This window comes from Vibrio sp. TH_r3 (assembly GCF_033101115.1).
Lineage (GTDB): Bacteria > Pseudomonadota > Gammaproteobacteria > Enterobacterales > Vibrionaceae > Vibrio.
In genome coordinates, this window is the sequence record NZ_JAWMPW010000039.1 from 1 (window position 1) to 16,688 (window position 16,688).

18 protein-coding genes and 9 tRNA genes are annotated in these 16,688 nt (G+C 39.0%); 24 read left to right on the forward strand and 3 right to left on the reverse strand.

The annotated features are described in order from the left end of the window. Nucleotides 1–195: hypothetical protein (locus tag R3X26_RS17970; RefSeq protein ID WP_317718713.1), on the reverse strand; the 195-nt coding region annotated here is incomplete at its 3' end. Nucleotides 196–549: 354 nt separating this feature from the next. Between R3X26_RS17970 and metK the strand changes: the two genes are divergently transcribed. The 6 genes from metK to ruvX all read left to right on the forward strand — a co-directional run bounded on the left by metK (nt 550) and on the right by ruvX (nt 5,242). Then, nucleotides 550–1,701 carry a methionine adenosyltransferase gene (gene metK, locus R3X26_RS17975; protein WP_317718714.1) on the forward strand — a complete coding sequence of 384 codons (1,152 nt, stop codon included), beginning with the start codon at nt 550–552 and terminating at the stop codon, nt 1,699–1,701. A gap of 160 nt (nt 1,702–1,861) precedes the next feature. After that, nucleotides 1,862–2,365: a SprT family zinc-dependent metalloprotease gene (locus tag R3X26_RS17980; RefSeq protein ID WP_317718730.1), complete on the forward strand. Its 504-nt coding sequence runs from the start codon at nt 1,862–1,864 to the stop codon at nt 2,363–2,365. 116 nt (nt 2,366–2,481) lie between these two features. Continuing rightward, nucleotides 2,482–3,213: a 16S rRNA (uracil(1498)-N(3))-methyltransferase gene (gene rsmE / locus R3X26_RS17985; RefSeq protein WP_317718715.1), complete on the forward strand. Its 732-nt coding sequence runs from the start codon at nt 2,482–2,484 to the stop codon at nt 3,211–3,213. 32 nt (nt 3,214–3,245) lie between these two features. Next, a complete protein-coding gene (gene gshB / locus R3X26_RS17990; RefSeq protein WP_317718716.1) occupies nt 3,246–4,199 on the forward strand; it encodes a glutathione synthase in 954 nt (317 codons plus the stop codon). Between the two features lie 48 nt (nt 4,200–4,247). Then, nucleotides 4,248–4,811 (forward strand): YqgE/AlgH family protein, encoded by a 564-nt coding sequence (locus R3X26_RS17995; protein WP_317718717.1) that lies wholly within the window; start codon nt 4,248–4,250, stop codon nt 4,809–4,811. Continuing rightward, nucleotides 4,811–5,242, forward strand: coding sequence for a Holliday junction resolvase RuvX (ruvX, locus tag R3X26_RS18000; protein ID WP_317718718.1), 432 nt, complete (start codon nt 4,811–4,813; stop codon nt 5,240–5,242). Before R3X26_RS17995 ends, ruvX begins: the two co-directional genes overlap by 1 nt. Before the next feature lie 50 nt (nt 5,243–5,292). Here the strand turns inward: ruvX and R3X26_RS18005 are convergent, their stop codons facing one another. Then, nucleotides 5,293–6,333 (reverse strand): type IV pilus twitching motility protein PilT, encoded by a 1,041-nt coding sequence (locus tag R3X26_RS18005; protein ID WP_317718719.1) that lies wholly within the window; start codon nt 6,331–6,333, stop codon nt 5,293–5,295. Nucleotides 6,334–6,357: 24 nt separating this feature from the next. On the opposite strand from R3X26_RS18005, the gene R3X26_RS18010 reads away from it, so the two are divergent. The 6 genes from R3X26_RS18010 to hemW are packed head-to-tail and all read left to right on the forward strand — an operon-like array spanning nt 6,358 to nt 10,596. Continuing rightward, entirely contained in the window at nt 6,358–7,068 is a 711-nt protein-coding gene (locus tag R3X26_RS18010; protein WP_317718720.1) for a YggS family pyridoxal phosphate-dependent enzyme, read from the forward strand. A 24-nt stretch (nt 7,069–7,092) separates the two neighbouring features. Further along, nucleotides 7,093–7,911, forward strand: a complete 819-nt coding sequence (gene proC / locus R3X26_RS18015) for a pyrroline-5-carboxylate reductase (protein ID WP_317718721.1) — start codon at nt 7,093–7,095, stop codon at nt 7,909–7,911. 56 nt (nt 7,912–7,967) lie between these two features. Further along, nucleotides 7,968–8,522 carry a YggT family protein gene (locus R3X26_RS18020; RefSeq protein ID WP_317718722.1) on the forward strand — a complete coding sequence of 185 codons (555 nt, stop codon included), beginning with the start codon at nt 7,968–7,970 and terminating at the stop codon, nt 8,520–8,522. Further along, the gene (gene yggU / locus R3X26_RS18025) at nt 8,522–8,809 is read left to right on the forward strand and encodes a DUF167 family protein YggU (RefSeq protein ID WP_317718723.1); all 288 of its coding nucleotides are present in this window, start codon (nt 8,522–8,524) and stop codon (nt 8,807–8,809) included. Before R3X26_RS18020 ends, yggU begins: the two co-directional genes overlap by 1 nt. A gap of 35 nt (nt 8,810–8,844) precedes the next feature. Further along, on the forward strand, nt 8,845–9,444 hold the full coding sequence (locus tag R3X26_RS18030) for an XTP/dITP diphosphatase (protein WP_317718724.1): 600 nt from the start codon (nt 8,845–8,847) through the stop codon (nt 9,442–9,444). A gap of 3 nt (nt 9,445–9,447) precedes the next feature. After that, a complete protein-coding gene (hemW, locus tag R3X26_RS18035; RefSeq protein ID WP_317718725.1) occupies nt 9,448–10,596 on the forward strand; it encodes a radical SAM family heme chaperone HemW in 1,149 nt (382 codons plus the stop codon). 100 nt (nt 10,597–10,696) lie between these two features. On the opposite strand, the gene trmB is transcribed toward hemW, so the two are convergent. Continuing rightward, a complete protein-coding gene (gene trmB / locus R3X26_RS18040; protein WP_317718726.1) occupies nt 10,697–11,416 on the reverse strand; it encodes a tRNA (guanosine(46)-N7)-methyltransferase TrmB in 720 nt (239 codons plus the stop codon). A 165-nt stretch (nt 11,417–11,581) separates the two neighbouring features. On the opposite strand from trmB, the gene mutY reads away from it, so the two are divergent. From mutY to R3X26_RS18100, 12 genes are all read left to right on the forward strand, one after another. Then, entirely contained in the window at nt 11,582–12,661 is a 1,080-nt protein-coding gene (mutY, locus tag R3X26_RS18045; protein WP_317718727.1) for an A/G-specific adenine glycosylase, read from the forward strand. Next, nucleotides 12,658–12,930 (forward strand): oxidative damage protection protein, encoded by a 273-nt coding sequence (locus R3X26_RS18050; RefSeq protein ID WP_317718728.1) that lies wholly within the window; start codon nt 12,658–12,660, stop codon nt 12,928–12,930. Before mutY ends, R3X26_RS18050 begins: the two co-directional genes overlap by 4 nt. 56 nt (nt 12,931–12,986) lie before the next feature. After that, on the forward strand, nt 12,987–14,126 hold the full coding sequence (gene mltC / locus R3X26_RS18055) for a membrane-bound lytic murein transglycosylase MltC (protein ID WP_317718729.1): 1,140 nt from the start codon (nt 12,987–12,989) through the stop codon (nt 14,124–14,126). Nucleotides 14,127–14,315: 189 nt separating this feature from the next. Further along, nucleotides 14,316–14,391 (forward strand) — tRNA-Phe (locus R3X26_RS18060). Between the two features lie 55 nt (nt 14,392–14,446). Further along, a tRNA-Thr gene (locus R3X26_RS18065) sits at nt 14,447–14,522 on the forward strand. A gap of 5 nt (nt 14,523–14,527) precedes the next feature. Further along, nucleotides 14,528–14,603, forward strand: a tRNA-Phe gene (locus R3X26_RS18070). A gap of 38 nt (nt 14,604–14,641) precedes the next feature. Continuing rightward, nucleotides 14,642–14,717: transfer RNA gene (locus tag R3X26_RS18075), tRNA-Asn, on the forward strand. A 659-nt stretch (nt 14,718–15,376) separates the two neighbouring features. Next, nucleotides 15,377–15,452 (forward strand) — tRNA-Phe (locus R3X26_RS18080). Between the two features lie 48 nt (nt 15,453–15,500). Then, nucleotides 15,501–15,576, forward strand: a tRNA-Thr gene (locus tag R3X26_RS18085). Between the two features lie 17 nt (nt 15,577–15,593). Continuing rightward, a tRNA-Asn gene (locus tag R3X26_RS18090) sits at nt 15,594–15,669 on the forward strand. 51 nt (nt 15,670–15,720) lie between these two features. After that, nucleotides 15,721–15,796 (forward strand) — tRNA-Thr (locus R3X26_RS18095). Between the two features lie 13 nt (nt 15,797–15,809). Then, nucleotides 15,810–15,885: transfer RNA gene (locus tag R3X26_RS18100), tRNA-Asn, on the forward strand. Nucleotides 15,886–16,688: the final 803 nt, after the last annotated feature.

Genomic DNA, 16,688 nt, shown 5'->3' on the forward strand with positions numbered 1-16,688 from the left:
CACAAAACGGTCACGATCTGCCCACTGTGGGTTTTGTGGGTTATGGTTTAAATGGCCACGCCAAAGTACTTCAGCGATGTCAGCCATTCCCATTGGTGCGCCTGGGTGACCTGAGTTGGCTTGTTGTACGCCGTCCATGCTAAGCGCGCGAATTGCGTTTGCTAGCTCTTGCTGAGAAGGTTGTTGAGAAGGCATGTCTGCTCCTGGTAAGTAAGCGAATTCAATAATATAAACTAACGCTATTTATATCCTATTTAATAGCGGTCGCTATTCTCTCAAAGCAAAATTAGGACTGCAATCCTTTCCTTAGTGAATAGTGCTAAGGTCCAAGTTTTTAAGACTACTAACTCAAAGTTCGCAAATAGAAATATCAGCACTTTATGATCCACCTCAAAAAAAACTTGTATTTTTAACTGCAAATACTAGAATAGACGTCTAGATGTAGAAACGCCTATTAAAATTAGTGTTTCACACTGAACATTTACCTTATTTTTAAAAGATGCATTAATTGCATCTTTTTTTAACGTTTTAATAACGGAGCTATCTACTATGGCTAAGCACCTGTTTACTTCTGAATCCGTATCAGAAGGTCATCCAGATAAAATCGCAGATCAAATATCTGATGCAGTTCTTGACGCAATCTTAGAGCAAGACCCTAAAGCACGCGTAGCTTGTGAAACTTATGTTAAAACAGGCATGGTTATGGTAGGTGGAGAAGTAACCACATCTGCTTGGGTAGATATTGAAGAAATCACTCGCCAAACCGTTCGTGAGATTGGTTACGTAGGCTCGGATATGGGTTTCGATGCAGACTCTTGCGCAGTACTGAATACCATTGGTAAACAATCTCCAGACATCAATCAAGGGGTTGATAAAAGTGACCCTAAAGATCAAGGGGCTGGCGACCAAGGTATTATGTTTGGTTACGCAACCAATGAAACTGAAGTATTAATGCCTGCTCCTATTACTTACTCTCACTTATTGGTACAAAAGCAAGCTGAAGTTCGTAAAAATGGCCAATTAAGCTGGTTACGTCCAGATGCAAAAAGCCAAGTTACTTTCCAGTACGATCAAGGCAAAATCGTCGGTATTGATGCAGTAGTACTTTCAACGCAACATTGTGAATCAATTTCTACGCCGGATTTACGTGAAGCAGTAATGGAAGAAATCATCAAACCAGTACTTCCTTCTGAGTGGCTTAATAAAGAGACTAAATTCTTTATCAACCCAACAGGCCGCTTTGTTATTGGTGGCCCAATGGGTGACTGTGGCCTAACCGGTCGTAAAATTATCGTCGACACATACGGTGGTGCAGCTCGCCATGGTGGTGGTGCATTCTCTGGTAAAGATCCATCAAAAGTTGACCGCAGTGCAGCTTATGCAGCACGATATGTTGCTAAGAATATTGTTGCCGCAGGTCTAGCTGATCGTTGTGAAATCCAACTTTCTTACGCTATTGGTGTAGCTGATCCAACATCTATTATGGTTGAAACGTTCGGTACAGAAAAAGTCTCCCATGATGTTATTATTCAAGCCGTCCGTCAGCACTTTGATCTTCGTCCATACGGCTTACAAGAAATGTTAAATTTATTGCAACCAATCTACAAGAAAACGGCAGCTTACGGTCACTTTGGCCGCCAAGAATTCCCTTGGGAAGCGACTGACAAAGCAGAGCTCCTACGTGATTTCGCTGGACTGTAACTTTCGAGATGTTGTGCGTTTCTGATAAATGAACGTTTTTAATAGACTGTAATTTTACAATAAATTGCAAACTTCAAAATAGTCATCACATGAAATTCGCTTTATAATTGACGCCTCAGATTAACCTGAGGCGTTTTTTTTGGAGTCTTCTTTGGCCAACATACAACAAGTTTCTCAACTCAGTGAGCAAGCTGAGCAAGCATTACGCCACTACGTTTCTATAGCCAATCAATATTTTGACCAACACTTTCCAGTACCGAACATTAATTTTAAGCTGCGAGGAAAAACCGCCGGAAAAGCGCTATTACAACTCTGGGAAATTCGTCTTAATCCGATATTATTTAATGAAAATCAACAGCAATTCTTACATGAGGTTATTCCTCATGAATTAGCACATTTGATTACTTTTAAGCTATTTGGTCGAGTAAAACCACACGGAAAAGAATGGAAAATGGTGATGGAGCGTGTTTTTTCTCTTGCAGCAAAAACCACTCATACTTTTGAAATCACCTCGGTTCAAGGACGTACTTATGAATATAAATGTCATTGCGATATTTATGCTTTAACTATCCGTCGGCACAACAAAGCGCAAAAAGGTCAAGCACGCTATCATTGCAGGCAATGCCGACAGGAATTGATATATACCGGTATACAACTAACCTAAATCGTTTACTAGACTAATCAGGAATATCTTAGACAAACAACCTGTATCAATACCCTTGTTTTTTGCATCAAACGCATCCATCTTAACAAAAGAGTTTTATATTCAGGGCCCTATCCATGCGCGTACCGAGAATTTATCATCCAGAAATTATAGCAAAATTAGGCATCCTCGCTTTAGCTGAAGATGCCGTCGGCCATGTGGGTCGAGTATTACGAATGAAACCCGGGCAGGAAGTCATCTTATTTGATGGTACCAATGCGCAGTTCCCGGCCAACATAGTAGAAGTCAGTAAAAAGTCTGTTTTAGTAGAGATAACGCAAAGAATTGAATACAGTACTGAATCCCCATTAGAGATCCATTTAGGCCAGGTGGTATCTAGAGGAGATAAGATGGAATTTACCATCCAAAAATCGGTTGAACTTGGCGTTAACACAATTACGCCACTAATATCAGAAAGATGCGGTGTAAAGTTGGATCAAAAAAGATTTGAAAAGAAACTGCATCAATGGCAAAAAATTGCGATCGCAGCCTGTGAACAGAGTGGCAGAAATAAAATTCCAACCATTCGTCCCATTATGCAGCTAGAACAATGGTGTGCAGAAAATGAGTCTGGGCTAAAACTTAACCTTCATCCTAGAGCAAAGTACAGTATTAATACTCTTCCTGAACCGGTAGAAAAAGTAAGATTACTAATAGGTCCAGAGGGTGGTTTATCAGCAGAAGAAATCGCCATGACCAACAATCATCAATTTGAAGAAACGATATTAGGTCCTAGAGTACTAAGAACAGAAACAGCCGCACTAACGGCAATCACTGCATTACAAGTTCGTTTTGGCGATCTTGGTTAATATATCGGCCACTTTAAAAATAGGAACATGAAATGATCAAATTAGGCGTAGTAATGGATCCAATTACATCCATTAACATCAAGAAAGACTCTAGCTTTGCCATGATGCTTGAAGCCCAAAAGCGCGGATATGAAATACACTATATGGAAATGAATGATCTTCATTTAGAGCAAGGTGTCGCTATTGCCGATACTAAAGTAGTGACGTTAAAAGAAGATCCAGCATCATGGTTCGAATTTACTTCAGAACAAACCATCGAATTATCTGAACTAGATGCGGTATTGATGAGAAAAGATCCGCCTTTTGATACCGAATATATCTACGCCACTTATATTTTAGAGCGTGCAGAACAAAACGGCGCTTTAATTGTTAACAAACCACAAAGCCTACGTGACTGTAACGAAAAATTATTTACCGCATGGTTCCCAGAACTAACACCAACGACCATTGTGACTAGAAAAGCAGAAAAAATTAAGGCCTTTCAACAGCAACATGGTGATGTCATTTTAAAACCGCTTGATGGTATGGGTGGTGCTTCTATATTCCGAGTAAAACAAGGCGATCCAAATATTTCAGTGATCATTGAAACGCTGACTAATCACGGTCAAACCTACGCAATGGCACAAACTTTTGTCCCTGATATTAGCAATGGTGATAAACGAATATTGATTGTTGATGGAGAGCCAATGCCTTATTGCTTAGCTCGTATTCCTGCTAAAGGAGAAACACGAGGCAACCTCGCAGCAGGCGGACGAGGAGAAGCAAGACCACTGAGTGAAACCGATAAGAAAATAGCGCTTGCTGTCGCCCCAACATTAAAAGAGAAGGGGCTCATCTTTGTTGGTTTAGACATCATTGGTGACAAGTTAACCGAGATCAACGTAACCAGCCCTACTTGCATTAAAGAAATTGAGGCCGCCTTTGATATATCAATTACGGGCAAACTAATGGATGCAATTGAGCGTCGGGTAAAAGAACATAATTAAGTCATTATCCCACAAAAGGTAACAGTACAAAGGGAGACAGGAATTTATATGAATTTAGTCAATCATTTTTTAGTAGCAATGCCCGGATTAACAGACGGCCCATTTGAGCGTTCTGTTATCTACATCTGTGAGCATAACAAAGAAGGTGCAATGGGAATTATTGTCAACGCACCTATTAATCTGACTATAGGTGGAATGCTTGACAAAGTGGATGTAGATTCCGTCCATCCCAGAGTACATAAAGAAAGTTTACAAGCGACCGTTTTAAGTGGTGGCCCTGTATCTGAAGATCGAGGGTTTATACTCCATGAGCCAAAAGATAGTTACCAATCGAGCATACAGATGACAGAACATATAAGTGTCACCACATCAAAAGATATTCTTAGTGTTTTAGGTACAGAAGCAGAACCTAAACACTATATTGTCGCGTTAGGTTATGCAGGTTGGACAGCTGGCCAGTTGGAGAATGAATTAGCCGAGAACTCTTGGTTAACCGTTGAAGCTGATCCAGAAGTTATCTATCAAACACCAATAGAGGAACGCTGGCAAGCTGCGGTAAAAATGTTAGGTGTAGAACCAAGTCAACTTTCCATTAATGCAGGGCATGCTTAATGAGTAAAAATTCAAGAACCATTATCGCTTTTGACTTTGGTACCAAAAGTATCGGCAGTGCGATAGGGCAAGACATAACGGGAACGGCTACGCCATTAAAAGCATTTAAAGCTAACGATGGAGTCCCCAATTGGGACAACATAGAAAAATTACTCAAGGAGTGGCAACCCGATCTTATTGTCGTCGGGTTGCCAACCGATTTGCATGGCAAAGAATTAGATAGCATCACTCCTAGAGCGAAAAAATTTGCCAATCGGTTGCACGGTCGATTTGGTTATCCTGTTGAAATGCATGACGAACGTTTATCAACTGCAGAAGCAAGAGCGAGCTTGTTTGAAATGGGAGGATATAAGGCTTTAAACAAAGGTAATATTGACTGCCAATCTGCGGTAGTTATATTACAAAGCTGGTTTGAAGCACAGTGGTCTTGAATAATTTAATGGTCTAAATATTAACGATGCAATGGTTTAAATACATAGACTTAAATAAATGCTATCGCATCAGACCCTATCTTTTTACTGACTTCTTGTGCATCAACAACGCCATTCTTTAGTAACTTATTGGCGCTTTGTTGCATTGTGATCATGCCTGATGCAGAACCTGTTTGAATAATCGAATACATTTGCGCCACTTTGTTATCACGAATCAGATTTCGAATAGCAGGTGTCGCCATCATGATTTCATAACAAGCGACACGTCCACCCGATTTTTTCTTTAGTAACTTCTGAGCAATTACTGTCGTTAACGATTCAGAAAGCATACTACGCACCATCGACTTATCATTACCCGGGAACACATCAATCACTCTATCGATAGTTTTGGCTGCAGAGCTAGTATGTAGGGTCGCAAAAACTAAATGCCCTGTTTCTGCGGCGGTTAATGCCAAGCTTATAGTTTCTTGATCTCTTAACTCTCCTACTAAAATGACATCAGGATCCTCTCGTAACGCTGAACGAAGAGCCACTTTAAAACCATGTGTATCGCTATGAACCTCACGCTGATTGATAAGGCATTTAATATTTGAATGCACAAATTCAATTGGATCTTCAATGGTTAAAATATGCTTATTAAGATGTTGGTTTATAAAATTCACCATAGCAGCAACCGTGGTAGATTTACCGGAACCGGTCGGGCCTGTAACCAGAATCAACCCACTATCCCTTATCGATATTTGACTAAAAATACTAGGACAACCTAAGGCCTCCAACGTAGGAATATCGACAGGAATGCTGCGAAACACAATGGCGCATCCTCGCTTCTGATGAAAAGCATTGACACGAAATCGGCCAATTGAAGCAATATCATAACAAAAGTCCACTTCTAGTTTTTGTGCAAATTCCTTCTGTTGTGCCTCACTCATAACCTCAAGTAATACTTCCTGTACTTCAGAATCACTCAAAGATGGCTTATCTAACTTCCTAACCTCTCCATCAATGCGTATCATAGGAGAAACGCCAGCTGAAAGATGTAGATCTGACGCATTATGTTTTACACTAAAAGCTAATAACTCTGTGATACCCATATAAATTCCTTATTGAAGTCCATTATGAATAGTATTCAAACAAATATTGAACAAACTCTAAGTCAAATTCGTACTGCCGAGCAAAAATGCGGACGAACACCAAACTCGGTGCAACTTTTAGCCGTTAGCAAAACCAAACCGATTGATGCAGTAGCTCAAGCAATAAAAGCAGGTCAAATAGCATTCGGTGAAAACTATGTTCAAGAAGGCGTTGAAAAAATTCAATATTTTTCAGATCTAAATGAAGGTCCCTCACTACAATGGCACTTCATTGGCCCTATTCAATCGAATAAAACCAAATTAATTGCAGAAAACTTCCAATGGGTTCATTCTGTTGACCGCGCCAAAATAGCTCAACGCCTAAGCAGCCAAAGAAGTGAGCACCTTCCACCATTGCAAGTATTAATTCAGGTTAATACCAGTGGCGAACAATCAAAAGCTGGCACGAACGAATCGCAAGTTTTTCAGTTAGCTGAGTTGATTTCTTCTCTTCCCAACCTCACTTTAAGAGGATTGATGTCGATTCCTGAAAATGTATCTAACTATCAATCACAGCTACATGCTTTTAATCAATTATCTGTATTACAACAAAAGCTTGCAGTTCAATATAACGACATCGATACACTATCAATGGGAATGAGTGGCGATATGGAAGCTGCTATTCAAGCAGGCAGCACAATGGTACGCATTGGTACTGCAATATTTGGCGCAAGAGATTACTCAAACAAATCTTAATTTAAACAAGGATAAGGTCCGTATATGAAAAATAGAAAAATTGCCTTTATTGGTGCTGGTAATATGGCACGATCCATTATCGCGGGTCTAACCTCAAGCGGATATAATTCGAGTGATATCACAGCAACAAATCCACACCAACAACAACGCGATTTACTAAATTCATTGTACGGAGTCAATACCACTACAGATAATGTCGACGCGGCTAATAACGCTGACGTAATAGTTTTATCAGTAAAGCCACAAGTAATGGAATCGGTCTGCCTCGGGTTAACGGATATTGACCTATCTGATAAACTTATTATTTCTGTTGCAGCAGGTATTTCAGCCGAAAGAATTAACCAATACTTAAAAACAGAAGTAAATCTTATTCGTGTTATGCCTAACACGCCTGCGCTGGTTAATAAAGGCATGAGTGGTTTATACGCAACCCATTTGGTCAGTGAAGAAGATAAGCTTTTTGCAGGTCAACTGATGCAAGCTGTTGGTGAAATATGTTGGGTGGAACAAGAATCAGGCATAAACAATGTAATTGCTGCAGCTGGCAGCGCTCCTGCGTATTTCTTCTTATTTATGGAAGCGATGCAACGTGAAGCGATTGCTCAAGGGTTCGATGAAGACACCGCCAGATTATTGGTTCAACAATCGGCACTTGGCGCAGCCGAAATGGTAGTCGCCAACGCCGATATCGATATAGCAACATTAAGAGAACAAGTAACATCAAAAGGTGGTACAACAGCAGAAGCGCTGCGTTCTTTTAATGAACACAAATTAACCGAAATAGTTGCGACAGCGATGCGAGCGGCCGTTTCAAGAGCAGAAGAAATGGAAAAACTTTTCTAAACTCGATTAAACCTAAATCCCGTTAAACCAACTAGCGACAATTTTAAGGGCGCATAATGAACTCAATGAATTTTCTTGTCTCCACTGTCATCGATTTATATATCATGATAGTCCTTCTGAGGCTTTGGTTACAGGCCGCTCGTGCTGATTTCTATAACCCATTTTCTCAATTTATTGTTAAAGCAACTCAACCAATAATTAAACCTCTACGCCGTGTGATCCCATCGGTTGGCAGTATCGATTTGGCGACCTTAGTTTTTGCCTATGTATTATGCGTGATTAAATTCGTCGCCTTAATACTGATAGCCAACGGTACATTAGTGTTTAGCTTAGACTTCTTATTCTTCGGTCTACTGGCTTTGGTTAAAGCTGCAGGTGGTCTGCTGTTCTGGGTTTTACTATTGAGAGCTATCTTAAGTTGGGTAAGTCAGGGGCGCAGTCCAATTGAATACGTATTTCATCAATTGACAGAACCAATGTTAGGCCCAATTCGTCGATTTCTCCCTGATATGGGCGGATTCGATTTAAGTGTATTAGTGCTATTCATTATATTGCAATTCGCTAACTTCTTAATGGGCGATATTATTGGTCCAATTTGGTACCAATTGTAATGTCAGCAATAACTCAAGATTATAATGATCTTGTTCTTAAGCTCTATATCCAACCTAAAGCCAGCAGAGACGCTATTGTCGGTTTACATGGAGAAGAGCTTAAAATAGCGATAACAGCACCACCTGTGGACGGTAAAGCTAATTCACATTTAACTAAGTATTTATCTAAGCAGTTTAAGGTTGCCAAAAGCCATATTCATATAGAAAAAGGACAACTTGGGCGGCATAAACAAGTTCGCATAAGTGCTCCAATACATATTCCAGACATTATTAAAGCACTCTTGTAGTGCTTTAATAATGAATAAAGGACGAAAATAAAATCATGACAAAAAAACTAGTATTAGCCACAGGTAACCAAGGCAAAGTCAAAGAGATGGCTAATTTGCTTTCAGAGTTTGGCTTTAACGTACTGCCTCAAAGTGAGTTTAATGTTTCTGAGGTAGCAGAAACAGGGACAACGTTTATTGAAAATGCCATTATTAAAGCTCGACACGCTGCAAAAGAGACCGGATTACCAGCCATTGCCGATGATTCTGGACTTGAAGTGGATTATCTTTTAGGCGCACCTGGTATTTACTCTGCTCGCTACTCTGGTGAGGATGCAACCGATAAGGCTAACTTAGAAAAGTTATTGGTTGAGATGAAAGATGTGCCAGAACCACAAAGAACAGCACGTTTTCACTGCGTACTCGTCTTTATGAAACACGAACACGATCCAACACCAATCGTTTGTCACGGAAAATGGGAAGGGAAAATTCTTACCCAAGCAAGTGGCAGCAATGGATTCGGTTATGACCCAGTATTTTGGGTACCTGAAATGCAATGCGCCTCAGCAGAGTTGGATTCGTTACAAAAAAAACAACTCTCTCATAGAGGAAAAGCACTTAAACAATTATTCGCCACACTAAGTAGTGACCAATAATTTATGCTAACCCCACCTAACCTTAGCCTTTATGTACACATTCCTTGGTGTGTTCAAAAATGTCCTTATTGTGATTTCAACTCTCACGCGTTGAAAAGTAGCATCCCAGAAAAACAATACATTGATGCCTTAATCGAAGATCTCGAACAAGATATTTGTCGCTTTCAACTTCAAGGCGATAGCAGACCACTTCATTCTATTTTTATTGGTGGTGGAACACCGAGTTTGATCTCACCAAGTGAAATTGGCCGTTTATTAAAAGAAATTCAGCAGCGCATTGCTTTTAAAAACGATATTGAAATAACTTTGGAAGCCAATCCGGGGACAATTGAAGCAGAACGATTCAAACAATATCAGCAAGAAGGCGTGACTCGTATTTCAATTGGCGTACAGAGTTTCGAGCAAGAAAAGTTACAGAAACTAGGTCGAATTCATGGCCAAGAAGAGGCGGTAAATGCGGCTGAATTAGCTCATACAATCGGCCTCAATAGCTTCAATTTAGATTTGATGCACGGTTTACCAAATCAAAGTATTGAACAAGCATTAACCGATCTAGAAAAAGCAATTGAACTTAATCCTCCTCACCTTTCTTGGTATCAATTAACGATTGAGCCCAATACTCTTTTTCACTCCAAACCGCCAATATTGCCAGATGATGATCAGCTTTGGGATATTTTTGATTTAGGGCATAAAAAGCTTTCAGATGCTGGTTATATTCAATATGAAACATCAGGTTACAGCAAACCAGGTTATCAATGCCAACACAATCTCAATTACTGGCGTTTTGGTGATTATTTAGGTATTGGTTGCGGGGCGCATGGAAAGCTCAGTTTTTCTGATGGTCGAATCCTTAGAACCACTAAAGTCAAACATCCAAAAGGTTATTTAAATCTCATTAACCCTTATCTTGATTCCGAAACCGTAGTCAAAAGCGAAGAACGACCATTTGAGTTTTTCATGAACCGTTTTAGACTCATTGAGGCTTGCCCAAAACAAGATTTCATACAAACCACTGGGCTAGCTATCGAGACTATTCAACCAACTATAGACTGGGCAGTTGAGCAAGGTTTTATACAAGACAACCATGAAGATTGGCAAGTTACGAAAAAAGGAAAGTTATTCTTAAATGATTTATTAGCCGGATTTATGTAGTTAGTCGGTATAGTTCATATAGCTAATAAGTTTATGTCATATAGCTAGCAACTTGTATATAAAAGAAAGCTTGAGAGTTTATCCCAAGCTTTCTTTCCATTTACCTAATGCGTTTATACTTAATATCCCAAACACCATGACCTAATCGGTGTCCTCGTGCTTCAAATTTAGTCAAAGGCCTATCTTCTGGACGGTCAATATAATCACCATCTATCGCTATATTGCTAAAATTAGGCGCTTGGTTCATGACTTCAATCATATGCTCTGCGTAGTTTTCCCAATCAGTTGCCATATGAAAAACACCTGACTCGACAATTAATTTTTGACGAACCATTTCAGCAAATTCAAGTTGAACGATACGACGCTTATGATGACGTTTTTTATGCCAAGGGTCCGGAAAGAACAGTTGTAATGTTGTTAAACTACTATCTGGAATCATATGCGCGAACACTTCCACGGCATCGTGACACATTACACGTAAATTAGTCACTCCCGCCTCACTAGCCGCACTCAAACAAGCCCCCACACCCGGGCTGTGAACCTCTATTCCGATGAAATTTTTCTCTGGTGCATTTTTAGCCATTTCAACTAAAGAAGCCCCCATACCAAAACCTATTTCCAATACAACAGGATTATTATTACCAAAAACTTGCTGCCAATCTAGCAACTGATTTTGATAATCAATGCCCATCGTTGGCCAACATTCTTTTAAGGCAGTTTCTTGGCCTTTTGTTAAGCGTCCTTCACGACGAACAAAACTTCGTATTTTTCGAACTAATTTGCCATCGTCAGTATATTCGTTTGTCGTTACTTCGCTCATTAGATTTGCCTGTTCATTGTTCAATCAAAGCGTGGATTATCCAAAGATTCGTCCTAGGTGCAAGGAGTTTTCTTCATAAATACCCGCATTATTTATGTGTTTTACACTCATCATTAAATATGGTGCAATTTCACTTCAAATAAAAAATAACATAAAGAGATTGTCGTGACCCCATTTGCAAAGGCGATATTAACTTGGTACGAGTCTTTCGGTCGAAAGCACTTACCTTGGCAACAAGATAAAACTATATATAAAGTTTGGTTGTCAGAAATAATGCTTCAACAGACTCAAGTCACCACTGTCATCCCCTATTTTAAGCGATTTTTAGAAAGATTTCCTGATGTGAATGCGTTAGCTAACGCCCATCAAGACGAAGTTTTACACCTTTGGACTGGTTTAGGCTATTACGCAAGAGCTCGAAACCTACACAAAGCGGCTCAATTGGTTGTAGAACAGCATAAAGGAGAGTTTCCACATGATATTGAACAACTCAATGCACTTCCAGGTATTGGGCGCTCAACAGCTGCTGCTATTCTCTCTTCGGTATTAAAACAGCCACATGCTATCTTAGATGGCAATGTAAAGCGAACCTTAGCAAGAGCATTTGCTATCGACGGTTGGCCCGGACAAAAGAGAGTAGAGAATCAACTCTGGCAAGTAGCAGAAGAACACACACCTAATACAGATGTTGATAAATATAACCAAGCAATGATGGATATGGGAGCATTAATTTGCACCAGAAGTAAACCTAAGTGTGAGTTATGCCCAGTGCACATTGTTTGCCAAGCAAAGAAACAAAATCGTCAATTAGAATTGCCTGGCAAAAAACCGAAGAAAATTAAACCTACTAAAGAAACTTGGTTTATTATCTTATATTACAACAATCAAGTTTGGTTAGAGCAGCGTCCTCAAACAGGAATTTGGGGTGGCTTGTATTGTTTTCCTGACCATACTGAGTCAAACTTACAATACTCGTTATATCAGCGTTCAATAGTAGAAAAAGATGTCCAACAACAAGAAACGCTGATCACTTTTCGACATACTTTTAGCCATTATCACTTAGATATAACCCCAGTGCTTATCAAATTAACCAAACAACCCAGTTTGATAATGGAAGGAACGAAAGGTCTCTGGTATAACTTATCCCAACCGGAAGAGGTTGGTCTCGCTGCTCCTGTTAAGCAGCTAATAGAAAACCTTTCTTTAGAATTTAATTTGTTGGAACCAACCAAGGAAACATTATGAGTCGTACCGTATTTTGTGAACATCTACAAAAAGAATCTGAAGGTTTAGATTTTCAACTTTATCCTGGTGATTTAGGTAAACGTATTTTTGACCATATTTCGAAGCAAGCATGGGCTCAATGGCAAAGTAAACAAACTATGCTGATCAATGAAAAGAAACTAAATATGATGGATCCTGAACATAGAAAGCTATTAGAAGAAGAAATGGTCAAATTTCTTTTTGAAGGTCAGGATATTGTTATTGAAGGTTATACCCCACCAAGTGAGTAACACTTAACTATTAACTTAAGATGGCTTCACGCCATCTTTTATTTTTTGTGCGCCCTATGAAAAAATATTTTTTTTTACTGCTATTAATAACTTTATCTGGTTGTAGCCGAGAGTTTATAGAAGAACATGTTTATGATATTAATTTTGAACCAACCAATCGATTTGCCAAGAACTTAGCAGAACTGCCAGGGCAATTTCAAAAAGATAACGATGCGTTAAATGCATTGATTGATAGCTTCTCTGGCAGTATAGAAAAAAAATGGGGAAGTAAAGAAATACGAATTGCAGGCAAAAGCAACTATATAAAATACATAGATAACTACTTGAGTCGCTCAGAAGTAAACTTTTCTGATGGCCTCATCACCGTCGAAACCGTCGCGCTAACCGACCCTAAAAAGCATCTAAAAAATGCCATAGTAACCACATTGCTTACCCCTGATGATCCTGCTCATGTCGACTTATTCTCTTCCTCTAGTGTAAAACTAGAAGGCCAACCTTTTTTATACAAACAAGTACTAGATAATGACAATCAACCGATCCAGTGGCAGTGGAGAGCGAATAAATTCGCTGACTATTTAATCGAAACACAACTCAAAAGCAAAAATGTCGACTTTAAAAAAGCTTATTACGTAACGATTCCAATGGTACAAGAACATTTTGAATTACGTAGTTATAAATACGCTGACATCGTCCAAAAAGCGTCAAAGAAATACGATATTCCAGAAGATCTGATCTACGCAATAATCAAAACAGAAAGCAGCTTCAATCCTTATGCGGTCAGTTGGGCAAATGCGTACGGACTGATGCAGGTGGTTCCAAAAACAGCGGGAGCGGACGTATTTAAGTTAGTAAAGAAACAACCTGGCATACCAACACCTGAGTATCTATTTGACCCCGAAAAAAATATAGATACAGGCACTGCTTATTTCTATATTTTAAAAAACCGTTATCTGAAAGATGTTAAAAATCCACTTTCTTTAGAGTACAGCATGATCTCTGCTTATAACGGTGGTACAGGAGGTGTATTGAATACTTTCGATAAAAATAGTCGTACAAGAGCGATGAGCCAACTTAACTCATTACAACCCAATCAAGTCTATTGGGCTCTAACTCAAAAACATGGCAATAGTGAGTCAAGACGATACTTAGAGAAGGTAACCGATTATAAAAAAGAATTTAGTAACACAAAAATATAGACCAACGTTCAGAATGATAGACACCTTAACTAATTTATTTTTGCTGTTGCTCACGTCTCATATTTAGCTTAGATAAATCGTATTTTTCAAAAAAACTGGTCAAATTGACATCAAACGATCACTATTTTACTGATTTTTAAAAAAACCAGTTGACGATGGACTCAAAAATCCGTTTAATAGCGCTCCGTTGCCCGGATAGCTCAGTCGGTAGAGCAGAGGATTGAAAATCCTCGTGTCGGTGGTTCGATTCCGCCTCCGGGCACCAAAATTTAATTGTTGGTGTCGATTTTGATTTCAACATAATTAGCAAAAATTAATGTGCCGACTTAGCTCAGTAGGTAGAGCAACTGACTTGTAATCAGTAGGTCACCAGTTCGATTCCGGTAGTCGGCACCATTTTTGCCTCGATAGCTCAGTCGGTAGAGCAGAGGATTGAAAATCCTCGTGTCGGTGGTTCGATTCCGCCTCGAGGCACCATATTATTGATAGTGAGTCTAATATCTGATTATCATAATTCCCCTTTAGTTCAGTTGGTAGAACGGCGGACTGTTAATCCGTATGTCGCAAGTTCAAGTCTTGCAAGGGGAGCCACATTGAAAGGCCATCTCATTAGAGATGGCCTTTTTTCTTTTCAATAGCCTACAAAACTCATCTTAGATCAATTCATCTATTGCTTAGATTACACAAGCTCCATCATTCTTAGTTCCAAAACTTCACCTATTTTATAAAAACACACATCCTTGCGTATTTTTATCTTTTTAAACTATTTCTTAAAAAGAATCATAGAGCCCATCAAATTACATATGCTTGGATAACACCACGGCCATTACGCCGACAACCACACCGGTAATTAAACAAGCAATAATAATCGCTAGTAATGTCATATTTACGCCCTTTTTAATACATCAATCGAAGAGGCGAATACTACTTAGGAGCATTGGTTGACATATAGCATTGTAACAACTTATTACAATTGAGAGATAGAAAACTCGTCATTCGAATGAACCTATCATTGAAATGAATACAGTACACATAACGTTTAGTTTTACAGAACGAGTATCACTTATTAATTATGTAACTTAACCCACTCCTAGGTTTATTTTTTAATCACTAAATTCTATACAGCTAAGCACTTATAAGCATACTTACATACTGAAACCTTCGGTTAAGTATAAAAAACAATCAAACGCAATATTTTTTACTATTATCTATTGACCTCAACCACGAAAAACCGTTTAATACGCTCCGTTGCCCGGATAGCTCAGTCGGTAGAGCAGAGGATTGAAAATCCTCGTGTCGGTGGTTCGATTCCGCCTCCGGGCACCATATTAAAAACTGGTGTTTTGTAGAACATTAGTTTAATAGAAAATTAGAGCCGACTTAGCTCAGTAGGTAGAGCAACTGACTTGTAATCAGTAGGTCACCAGTTCGATTCCGGTAGTCGGCACCATTTTCTAAATAAATAATTCCCTTTTAGTTCAGTTGGTAGAACGCCGGACTGTTAATCCGTATGTCGCTGGTTCGAGTCCAGCAAAGGGAGCCATATTAAAACATTATGCAATGGCTAGTAAACTTGCGATGCATAATGAACGGAGCCGACTTAGCTCAGTAGGTAGAGCAACTGACTTGTAATCAGTAGGTCACCAGTTCGATTCCGGTAGTCGGCACCATATAAAAATTTGTTCCCTTTTAGTTCAGTTGGTAGAACGCCGGACTGTTAATCCGTATGTCGCTGGTTCGAGTCCAGCAAAGGGAGCCATTTTCCAAAAGCCATGTCTTTAGACATGGCTTTTTTGGTTTTAGTCTCTCGCCCTGAAGTGTATTTATACATTGAAGACTTTAAACATACACAACGATATAATTCGAATAGTCATCCGGTATTTTATTTACTGTTAAATGAAATACAAAATTAGCCATTGTAAGGCCATCTGGATAGCAAATACTTGTCCCACCAATAAACCTAGAAAGAAATAATAAAAAAGCCACAGAGCGTCCTACAAGAAGCTAAATAGCATACAAACACAAAATCAATAAATTAGCTAAATGGGATCTATCAGCATAAAATTTTATCTTCTGAACAAACTAACTCGCTTTAAATACCAGAAAACAGGTTAAGTTCGTTAACGGAGTTCTGTAACATTCACATTACAATGGTGTTGATACAACTGTCGTTCGCAGAAAAACTAAAGCCATACTACTTAAGGCTTATATTAACAATCGATTAATAAGCCCTGTAAAAGGCATAGAGACAATTTATAGACTACAATAGACTGATAGCAACCACCTAGTTAAAGTCCTGCTAAACAACTTCTCAAGACGTTTACCTTAGAATATCTTGAATAGATCACCCTATCCGCTCATATAGTTAACACCGATAACTATTTTGGGAAAAATAGACTTGATTAAGTGAACGCTTAAGACAGACAATTGTTCGAACTTAATTTGCTCGTGCAGACCATATTTGGTTAGTATCTCATCGAACAGATATAAGTAATTCAGTTAATATGAAAAATAATTTGTAACCACATTTCAGGACGAAACATGAAACGAAAAAAAGCCTCG

Coding starts and splice junctions, on each gene's coding strand:
- trmB (WP_317718726.1), bottom strand. CDS start 11,416: ATGAGCGAAGTAACGACAAACGAATATACTGACGATGGCAAATTAGTT.
- ruvX (WP_317718718.1), top strand. CDS start 4,811: ATGAGTAAAAATTCAAGAACCATTATCGCTTTTGACTTTGGTACCAAA.
- rsmE (WP_317718715.1), top strand. CDS start 2,482: ATGCGCGTACCGAGAATTTATCATCCAGAAATTATAGCAAAATTAGGC.
- R3X26_RS17995 (WP_317718717.1), top strand. CDS start 4,248: ATGAATTTAGTCAATCATTTTTTAGTAGCAATGCCCGGATTAACAGAC.
- mltC (WP_317718729.1), top strand. CDS start 12,987: ATGAAAAAATATTTTTTTTTACTGCTATTAATAACTTTATCTGGTTGT.
- R3X26_RS18005 (WP_317718719.1), bottom strand. CDS start 6,333: ATGGGTATCACAGAGTTATTAGCTTTTAGTGTAAAACATAATGCGTCA.
- gshB (WP_317718716.1), top strand. CDS start 3,246: ATGATCAAATTAGGCGTAGTAATGGATCCAATTACATCCATTAACATC.
- yggU (WP_317718723.1), top strand. CDS start 8,522: ATGTCAGCAATAACTCAAGATTATAATGATCTTGTTCTTAAGCTCTAT.
- R3X26_RS18030 (WP_317718724.1), top strand. CDS start 8,845: ATGACAAAAAAACTAGTATTAGCCACAGGTAACCAAGGCAAAGTCAAA.
- R3X26_RS18010 (WP_317718720.1), top strand. CDS start 6,358: ATGAATAGTATTCAAACAAATATTGAACAAACTCTAAGTCAAATTCGT.
- hemW (WP_317718725.1), top strand. CDS start 9,448: ATGCTAACCCCACCTAACCTTAGCCTTTATGTACACATTCCTTGGTGT.
- R3X26_RS18020 (WP_317718722.1), top strand. CDS start 7,968: ATGAACTCAATGAATTTTCTTGTCTCCACTGTCATCGATTTATATATC.
- R3X26_RS18050 (WP_317718728.1), top strand. CDS start 12,658: ATGAGTCGTACCGTATTTTGTGAACATCTACAAAAAGAATCTGAAGGT.
- proC (WP_317718721.1), top strand. CDS start 7,093: ATGAAAAATAGAAAAATTGCCTTTATTGGTGCTGGTAATATGGCACGA.
- metK (WP_317718714.1), top strand. CDS start 550: ATGGCTAAGCACCTGTTTACTTCTGAATCCGTATCAGAAGGTCATCCA.